The 7,541-nt window shown below is 61.2% G+C and carries 9 protein-coding genes; 6 read left to right on the forward strand and 3 right to left on the reverse strand.

Going from position 1 to position 7,541, the window contains the following annotated elements; all coding sequences use genetic code 11:
- Positions 1–14 precede the first annotated feature (14 nt).
- Together ACWIKB_RS31575 and ACWIKB_RS31580 are read left to right on the forward strand one after the other, a co-directional pair.
- Positions 15–1,217, forward strand: a complete 1,203-nt coding sequence (locus ACWIKB_RS31575) for an acetyl-CoA C-acyltransferase (protein ID WP_475271362.1) — start codon at positions 15–17, stop codon at positions 1,215–1,217.
- Positions 1,218–1,607 (forward strand): steroid Delta-isomerase, encoded by a 390-nt coding sequence (locus tag ACWIKB_RS31580; RefSeq protein ID WP_475271363.1) that lies wholly within the window; start codon positions 1,218–1,220, stop codon positions 1,605–1,607. It begins immediately after the preceding gene.
- Positions 1,608–1,763: 156 nt separating this feature from the next.
- Here ACWIKB_RS31580 and ACWIKB_RS31585 read toward each other — a convergent pair whose 3' ends face one another.
- Both ACWIKB_RS31585 and ACWIKB_RS31590 read right to left on the reverse strand, forming a co-directional pair.
- Complete coding sequence (locus tag ACWIKB_RS31585) at positions 1,764–2,249, reverse strand: SRPBCC family protein (protein WP_475271364.1); 486 nt, start codon at positions 2,247–2,249, stop codon at positions 1,764–1,766.
- 130 nt (positions 2,250–2,379) lie between these two features.
- Complete coding sequence (locus tag ACWIKB_RS31590) at positions 2,380–3,150, reverse strand: SDR family oxidoreductase (protein WP_475271365.1); 771 nt, start codon at positions 3,148–3,150, stop codon at positions 2,380–2,382.
- 155 nt (positions 3,151–3,305) lie between these two features.
- Here ACWIKB_RS31590 and ACWIKB_RS31595 point away from each other — a divergent pair, with 155 nt between their 5' ends.
- Genes ACWIKB_RS31595 through dmpG form a run of 4 tightly spaced genes read left to right on the forward strand, consistent with a single transcriptional unit; the run spans position 3,306 to position 6,911 of the window.
- The gene (locus ACWIKB_RS31595; protein WP_475271366.1) at positions 3,306–4,148 is read left to right on the forward strand and encodes an alpha/beta fold hydrolase; all 843 of its coding nucleotides are present in this window, start codon (positions 3,306–3,308) and stop codon (positions 4,146–4,148) included.
- Positions 4,145–4,936: a fumarylacetoacetate hydrolase family protein gene (locus ACWIKB_RS31600; protein ID WP_475271367.1), complete on the forward strand. Its 792-nt coding sequence runs from the start codon at positions 4,145–4,147 to the stop codon at positions 4,934–4,936. Before ACWIKB_RS31595 ends, ACWIKB_RS31600 begins: the two co-directional genes overlap by 4 nt.
- Before the next feature lie 18 nt (positions 4,937–4,954).
- Positions 4,955–5,863, forward strand: coding sequence for an acetaldehyde dehydrogenase (acetylating) (locus tag ACWIKB_RS31605; RefSeq protein ID WP_475271368.1), 909 nt, complete (start codon positions 4,955–4,957; stop codon positions 5,861–5,863).
- 13 nt (positions 5,864–5,876) lie between these two features.
- Positions 5,877–6,911, forward strand: a complete 1,035-nt coding sequence (gene dmpG, locus ACWIKB_RS31610; RefSeq protein WP_401325107.1) for a 4-hydroxy-2-oxovalerate aldolase — start codon at positions 5,877–5,879, stop codon at positions 6,909–6,911.
- Between the two features lie 53 nt (positions 6,912–6,964).
- Here the strand turns inward: dmpG and ACWIKB_RS31615 are convergent, their stop codons facing one another.
- Positions 6,965–7,132, reverse strand: coding sequence for a hypothetical protein (locus tag ACWIKB_RS31615; protein WP_401325110.1), 168 nt, complete (start codon positions 7,130–7,132; stop codon positions 6,965–6,967).
- Positions 7,133–7,541: the final 409 nt, after the last annotated feature.

The following is a 7,541-nucleotide window of genomic DNA, read 5'->3' on the forward strand; positions in this document are numbered from 1 at the left end:
TCGAGGAATCCAGCATGAAAGAAGCCGTTATCGTTTCGACCGCCCGCACCCCGATCGGCAAAGCCTTTCGCGGAGCGTTCAATGACACCGAGGCACCGCAACTCGGCGGCCACGTCGTCCGTGAGGCCGTGCGCCGTGCCGGCATCGAGCCGGGCGAAGTCGACGATGTGATCATTGGCGCGGTGGCGCAGCAGGGCACTCAGTCTTACAACATGGGGCGCCTGTGTGCGATTGCCGGCGGCTTGCCGACCTCGGTCGCCGGCATGGCCGTTGACCGCCAGTGTTCATCGGGCCTGATGAGCATTGCCATGGCCGCCAAAGGGATCATGTGCGATGAAATCGACATCGCCGTGGCCGGGGGCCTTGAGTCGATTTCCCTGGTGCAGAACAAGCACAAAAACCTCTACCGCAATCAGTCGGGCGCAGTGATCGAACTGGACCCGCGCGCCTACATTCCGATGATTGAAACTGCCGAGATCGTTTCCGAGCGCTACGGTATTTCTCGCGAAGAACAGGACGAATACAGCTACCAGAGCCAGGTGCGCACCGCACTGGCCCAAAGCGCCGGGTTGTTCGACCGTGAACTCGCACCGCTGACCAGCCGCAAAATGATCGTCGACAAGGCCAGCGGCGAAACCCGCTACGAATCCGTCACCTTGCTGCGCGACGAGTGCAACCGTGTCGACACCACCCGCGAGAGCCTGAATGCGCTGGAACCGGTGTGGCCGGGCGGCCAGTGGACGGACAAGGGCCGCTTCATCACCGCCGGCAATGCCTCGCAATTGTCCGACGGCGCTTCGGCCTCGGTGCTGATGAGCGCCAAGCTGGCCGAAAAACGTGGCCTGGAACCGCTGGGGATTTATCGCGGGATGGCGGTCGCCGGCTGCAGTTCCGACGAGATGGGCATCGGCCCGGTCTACGCGATTCCGAAACTGCTCAAGCGCCATGGCTTGACCATTGATCACATTGGCCTTTGGGAGCTGAACGAAGCGTTCGCCTGTCAGGTGCTGTATTGCCGCGACACCCTGGGCATTCCCGCCGAACGCCTGAACGTCAATGGCGGGGCGATTGCCCTCGGGCATCCGTTCGGTATGTCCGGCGCGCGGTTGGTCGGTCACGCATTGATCGAAGGGCAACGCCGTGGTTTGCGTTATGTGGTGGTGAGCATGTGCATCGGCGGCGGCATGGGCGCTGCTGCGTTGTTCGAGGTGGTTTGAATGATCAGTGCACAACAGATCCAGGCGACCATGACGCGGTATGTGGAGTTGGTGGATGCCGGTGATATCGACGGGATCATTGCGCTCTACAGCCTCGACGCGGTGGTCGAAGACCCGGTCGGCCAACCACCGATCCAGGGCCTTGTCGCCATCGAACGCTTCTATCGCGATGGACTGGGGGCGAGCAACGTCTCGGCGGTCTTGACTGGCCCGGTTCGAGCGACGCTGAACGGTTGTGGTGCGATGCCGTTTCGGGTCGACATGGAATGGGCCGGACAACCGTGCTCGCTGCATGTGATCGACGTGATGGAGTTCGGGGCGGACGGCTTGATCCGCTCGATGAAAGCCTATTGGAGCCCAATCAATATCGGCCCGCTTGCAGGCGCATAGACCAGGCGCATAGACACTGCGGATGTACTCGCTCTGGGCACGCTGGCGGATGTAATCGGTCTGGAGCTGCCGAAGGCTGCGATCTTTTGATCTTGATCTTCGGCAGCCTTGAGGCCGCCAAAGATCGCAGCTTTCGGCAGCTCCTACGGTGTCCGGTTACGGCGCGGGGGCCGGGGAAAACTGCGGATTTTGGGTTTTTCCCGTCTCGTAGTAAGCCTTGAGATTCTTGGCGATCTCACGCACGACGTTGTTGAACGCCTTGGCCAACAACTTTTCCACCAGCCACCCTCCGCGCAGGCTGTAGTTCATGCGCAGGGTGATGCGCGTTGCATCACCCTCGGCCTGCAACGCGTAACTGAAACTGGCTTCGCGAAACGGGAAGGGCGCGCCGGCGCTGGCCTTGTGCAGAATCAGGACAAAACCGATTCCTTCCTGCCATTGCACCACGCTCTCATCGAGCCATTGACCTCCTTTGCGCGATACCCGGCGACTGGCGCCAAGCCCTTCGCGTGGCCCGGGGTGAAACTGGCAACCGGTCAGCCCGGGCACGTAGTGCGGCGCGAAGCTCAGGTCGCGCAGTTGGGCCCAGGCGGCTGACGGGGTGAGATTGAGTAGCACGCTGTGGCTGGCAATGGCGGGCATGTCGGAACTCTTTTTGTAATGGGATTGTTGGAAGATCGCAGCCTTCGGCAGTGCCTACAGGGCCTGCGTACACCGATTGATTCAAGGGTGTACTCAATCGGCGTAGGTGCTGCCGAAGGCTGCGATCTTTTCAGGATTGCGCAGCACCGAGAAACGCCGGACGTTCGCCACCACCGTGCACGGCAATGTCTGCGCCGCTGACATAACGGGCCAGCGTTGAGGCCAGGTACAAACACGTATCGCCAATGTCGTCAGGCGTCGCAAGCCGTTGCAGCGGGATGGTCGCCGCCACCCGGTCAATGCCCGCCTGATCGCCATAATGCAGAGCCGCTTGCTCGGTGAGAATCAGCCCGGCCGTTACGGCGTTGACCCGTACCTTGGGCGCCCATTCCACCGCCAGCGAGGTGGTGAGGTTCAGCAGCCCGGCCTTGGCGGCGCCGTAAGCGGCGGTGCCAGGGGAAGGGCGGGTCGCACTGACGCTGCATATATTGATGATCGCGCCGCCATCAACCTGCTTTTGCATCACCTGATTGGCCTGCTGGCAGAGGTTCAGCGGCGCCAGCAGGTTCAGGCGAATGATCGCTTCGCTGAAGCGCGGTGAGGCGCTGGCTGCGTCGGCATTTGGCGAGCCGCCGGCATTGTTGACCAGCACATCGAGACGACCGAAGCGCTCGACAATCTGCGAGATCAAGCGCCCGGACTGCTCGACATCGCGCAAGTCGCAGGGCAAGAACCACGCCTCACGCCCGGCGCTGACGGGCAACGTCAACGGTGCTTCGCGACCGCAAATCACCACCTCTGCGCCGCCGTCGAGAAAGCGCTGGCTGATACCGCGACCGACCCCTTTGCCGCCGCCGGTGACCAGTACCACTTTGCCGCGAAAGTCCATTGGATCAAGCATGGATGCCTCGTTTTGTCGCTCGGGAATGCCATCGATGCTAGGTCTGTGGCGCCCGACGGCCAACGTCCGAAAAGACTAGTAGTCCTGTCGGACGATGTTGTTTACCCGCACGCTGGGAATAATCCGGCGACAACAACAGGCCGGGAGGACACCTTATGGGCGCATCAGCACAAGGGCACTTCGTTACGCTGCCGGAAGGTTTGCAGCTGCACTACTTGGATATCGGCGGGCAGGACTCTGGCAGCGGCGAGCCGGTGATTTTCATTCACGGCAGCGGGCCAGGGGCCAGCGGTCACAGCAACTTCAAGCAGAACTACCCGGTGTTCGCGGCGGCGGGCTACCGCACCATCGTCCCGGACCTTCCGGGGTATGGCGCGTCGGACAAACCCGACACCCTCTATACCCTGGACTTCTTTGTTGACGCCTTGAGCGGTTTGCTCGATGCACTGGATATCCAGCGTTGTGTATTGGTCGGTAATTCCTTGGGTGGCGCGATCGCGATCAAACTCGCTCTCGACCAGCCGCAGCGAGTCAGTCGACTGGTGCTGATGGCGCCCGGCGGCCTGATGGAAAAAGAACAGTATTACCTGCAGATGGAAGGCATCCAGAAAATGGGCGCGGCCTTCGCCAAGGGTGAGTTGCACGATGCTGACGGCATGCGTCGGCTGCTGACCTTGCAACTGTTCGATGAAACCCTGATCAGCGACGAAACAGTCAATGAGCGCGTCGCGGTGGTGCAGCAGCAACCGGTTTGCGTGCTGTCGACCATGCAAGTGCCCAACATGACCGCGCGCCTCGCCGAGTTGCCGTGCCCGATTCTCGGGTTCTGGGGCATGAACGACAAATTCTGCCCGGTCTCCGGCGCGCACACGATGATGCAGCAGTGCCGTCAGATCCGATTTGTGTTGCTCAGCGAATGCGGGCATTGGGTTCAGGTCGAGCACCGTGAGCTGTTCAACCGTGAATGCCTGGCATTTCTTGAGGAGCCTTGCCGATGAGCGCGCAACTGCGCCGTGAATTCGGCGAAGAGCTTTATCAGGCGCTGCTCAACGGCACAACCCTGGCGCCGCTGACGGAGCGCTGGCCGGCGATCAGCATCGAAGACGCCTACCATATTTCGCTCTACAGCATTGAGCGCCGGGTGGCGGCCGGGGATGAGATTGTCGGCAAAAAGATCGGCGTGACCTCGGCGGCGGTCCAGCAAATGCTCAACGTGCATCAGCCGGATTTCGGCTTCATTACCCGGCAGATGGCATTTGCCAATGACGCGCAAATTTCCCTGTCGGCCAACAAGCTGATCCAGCCTCGCGCCGAGGGTGAGATTGCGTTCAAGCTCAAGCACGACCTGGTCGGTCCCGGCGTGACCGAAGCCGATGTGCTGGCAGCCACCGAGTACGTGATGCCGTGTTTCGAAATCGTCGATTCGCGGATTCATGACTGGCGGATCCGCATCCAGGACACGGTGGCCGATAACGCCTCCTGCGGCGTGTTCGTGTTGGGCGATGTTCAGGTCGATCCACGGACGCTGGATTTGCCCAACTTGCGCATGCGCGTTTCCAAGAACGGTGCGCCTCTAAGCGAAGGCCTGGGCTCGGCGGTGCAAGGCAATCCGCTGACCGCCGTGGCCTGGCTGGCTAACACACTGGGTGCCTTCGGTATTCCGTTCAAGGCCGGGGAAATCATTCTTTCCGGTTCGTTGGTGCCGCTGGAGCCGGCGCGCGCCGGCGATTGTTTTTCCCTGACCATCGATGGCCTGGGCAGTGCCCGGGTGTCTTTCTGTGCCTGACCTGTGGGGTTTAACCGGATGAGCAAGAAACTCAGAGCGGCCATTATCGGCCCGGGCAATATCGGCACTGACCTGCTGATGAAAATGTGCCGATCGCAATGGATCGAGCCGGTGTGGATGGTCGGCGTCGACCCTGAATCCGAAGGCCTCAAACGCGCTCGCGAGATGGGTGTGAAAACCACCGCCGAGGGCGTCGACGGGCTGCTGCCGAATGTACTCGACGATGATATTCGCATCGCTTTCGATGCGACTTCGGCTTACGTGCACGCGGAAAATAGCCGCAAGCTCAATGAACTCGGGGTGATCATGATTGACCTCACGCCCGCGGCCATCGGCCCGTTCTGCGTGCCACCGGTGAATCTCAAGACGCACGCGTCGAGCCTGGCGATGAACGTGAACATGGTCACCTGCGGTGGTCAGGCGACCATTCCGATGGTGGCGGCGGTGTCGCGGGTGCAGTCGGTGAGTTACGGCGAAATCGTCGCCACCGTGTCCTCCGGTTCGGTCGGCCCGGGCACGCGGCAGAACATCGATGAATTCACCCGCACCACTGCGGGTGCGGTCGAGCAGGTCGGCGGCGCCCGACGTGGCAAGGCAATCATCGTCATCAACCCGGCCGAGCCACCGTTGATGATGCGCGACACCATCCACTGCCTGACGGATGACGAGCCGAACCAGGATGCGATTCGTACTTCGGTGTTGCAGATGGTCCACGAAGTGCAGCGCTATGTGCCCGGTTACAAGTTGATCAATGGGCCGGTGTTCGACGGGCGCAAGGTGTCGATTTTCATTGAGGTCGAAGGCCTGGGTGACTTCCTGCCCAAATCCGCCGGCAACCTCGACATCATGACCGCCGCCGGATTGCGCACTGCCGAGATGTTCGCCGAAGAAGCCCACAAGGGCGCCCTGCAACTGCCCGTCCGTTGAGTGGAGAATTGCCATGAATTTGCAAGGTAAGAGCGTCCGTCTGCACGACATGAGCCTGCGCGACGGTATGCACGCCAAACAGCATCAAATCAGCCTGGATCAGATGATCTCGGTGGCCACCGGTCTTGATGCGGCGGGTGTCCCGCTGATTGAAATCACTCACGGCGATGGCCTGGGTGGTGCTTCGTTGAACTACGGTTTCCCGGCCCACAGTGACGAGGAGTATTTCGCCGCAGTGATTCCGCGGATGAAGCAGGCCAAGGTTTCGGCGCTGTTGTTGCCGGGCATCGGCACGCTGGATCATTTGAAAATGGCCCATGAGCACGGAGTGTCGACGATTCGCGTGGCCACTCACTGCACCGAGGCGGATGTCTCCGGTCAGCACATCGGCATGTCGGCGAAGATGGGCCTCGACACTGTCGGTTTCCTGATGATGGCGCACATGGTCAGCGCGGAAAAACTGCTTGAGCAGGCGCGGCTGATGGAGAGCTATGGCGCCAACTGCATCTACTGCACGGACTCGGCCGGGTACATGTTGCCGGATGAAGTCAGCGAGAAAATCGCTGCCTTGCGCGCCGGTTTGAATGCCGGGACTGAAGTCGGCTTTCACGGTCACCACAACATGGGCATGGCGATTGCCAATTCCCTGGCGGCGATCGAGGCGGGTGCCGCGCGGATCGACGGCTCGGTGGCAGGGCTGGGCGCGGGGGCGGGGAATACGCCGCTTGAGGTGTTTGTCGCGGTGCTGGAGCGAATGGGCGTCAACAGTGGCATCGACTTGTACCGGATCATGGACGTCGCCGAGGACCTGGTGGTACCGATGATGGACCAGCCAATCCGTCTGGACCGCGACGCACTGACCCTGGGGTATGCCGGGGTTTACAGTTCGTTCCTGTTGTTTGCCAAGCGGGCCGAGCAAAAGTACGGCATTGCTGCCCGAGAGCTGCTGGTGGAGTTGGGGCGCCGCGGTACGGTGGGCGGCCAGGAGGACATGATCGAAGACCTGGCGCTGACGTTGTCACGCGCGCGTGGCGTATTGCCGACCTGATCATCTGGCAACACCCAAAGCCATCGACCTTGCTTGCAGGGCCGATGGTTTTTTTATGGAAGCAGATTGCGCACCAGCGGCGGGTAGCAATTGACAGCGGTACTTGAGCAGCTCAAGTACGCCGTGGCCGGTCGGTACGCTTCATTCTTGAACAACTGGCAGAGACTGGCGCTACTGCCGGCGCAGACAATGATAAACAGGGCACAAGTGGCTTTACGCATGGCGAGCCTCGACACGAATTTTATTGTTGTAGAGGCACGTTATTGCGCCGGGCAGCGCGCGGCGTCGTCCGAATGGACTATTCGATGAAATTGAAGCTACGCAGACTTAATGTGGGAGCGGGCTTGCTCGCGAAGGCGGTTCGGCAGGCAACATTGATGTTGAATGTGCCGGCCCATTCGCGAGCAAGCCCGCTCCCACACGGACGGCGTGGCGGTCCGGGAATTTGCGGCCAATCCCAATCCCCCGTAGGAGCGAGGCTTGCCCGCGAAGGCGATGTGGCAGGCGACATCAATGCTGGATATGCCGGCCTCTTCGCGAGCAGGCTCGCTCCCACAGGGGGATGTTTGTCGAACACAGAGTTGATGTATGGCAGAGATCCAATGTGGGAGCGGGCTTGCTCGCGAAGGC

It is taken from the genome of Pseudomonas sp. 5Vm1k (assembly GCF_056161485.1).

Bases quoted from the DNA above. Each gene is read 5' to 3' on its own strand.
- ACWIKB_RS31575 (WP_475271362.1), top strand. From the start codon at position 15: ATGAAAGAAGCCGTTATCGTTTCGACCGCCCGCACCCCGATCGGCAAA.
- ACWIKB_RS31580 (WP_475271363.1), top strand. From the start codon at position 1,218: ATGATCAGTGCACAACAGATCCAGGCGACCATGACGCGGTATGTGGAG.
- ACWIKB_RS31585 (WP_475271364.1), bottom strand. From the start codon at position 2,249: ATGCCCGCCATTGCCAGCCACAGCGTGCTACTCAATCTCACCCCGTCA.
- ACWIKB_RS31590 (WP_475271365.1), bottom strand. From the start codon at position 3,150: ATGCTTGATCCAATGGACTTTCGCGGCAAAGTGGTACTGGTCACCGGC.
- ACWIKB_RS31595 (WP_475271366.1), top strand. From the start codon at position 3,306: ATGGGCGCATCAGCACAAGGGCACTTCGTTACGCTGCCGGAAGGTTTG.
- ACWIKB_RS31600 (WP_475271367.1), top strand. From the start codon at position 4,145: ATGAGCGCGCAACTGCGCCGTGAATTCGGCGAAGAGCTTTATCAGGCG.
- ACWIKB_RS31605 (WP_475271368.1), top strand. From the start codon at position 4,955: ATGAGCAAGAAACTCAGAGCGGCCATTATCGGCCCGGGCAATATCGGC.
- dmpG (WP_401325107.1), top strand. From the start codon at position 5,877: ATGAATTTGCAAGGTAAGAGCGTCCGTCTGCACGACATGAGCCTGCGC.
- ACWIKB_RS31615 (WP_401325110.1), bottom strand. From the start codon at position 7,132: ATGCGTAAAGCCACTTGTGCCCTGTTTATCATTGTCTGCGCCGGCAGT.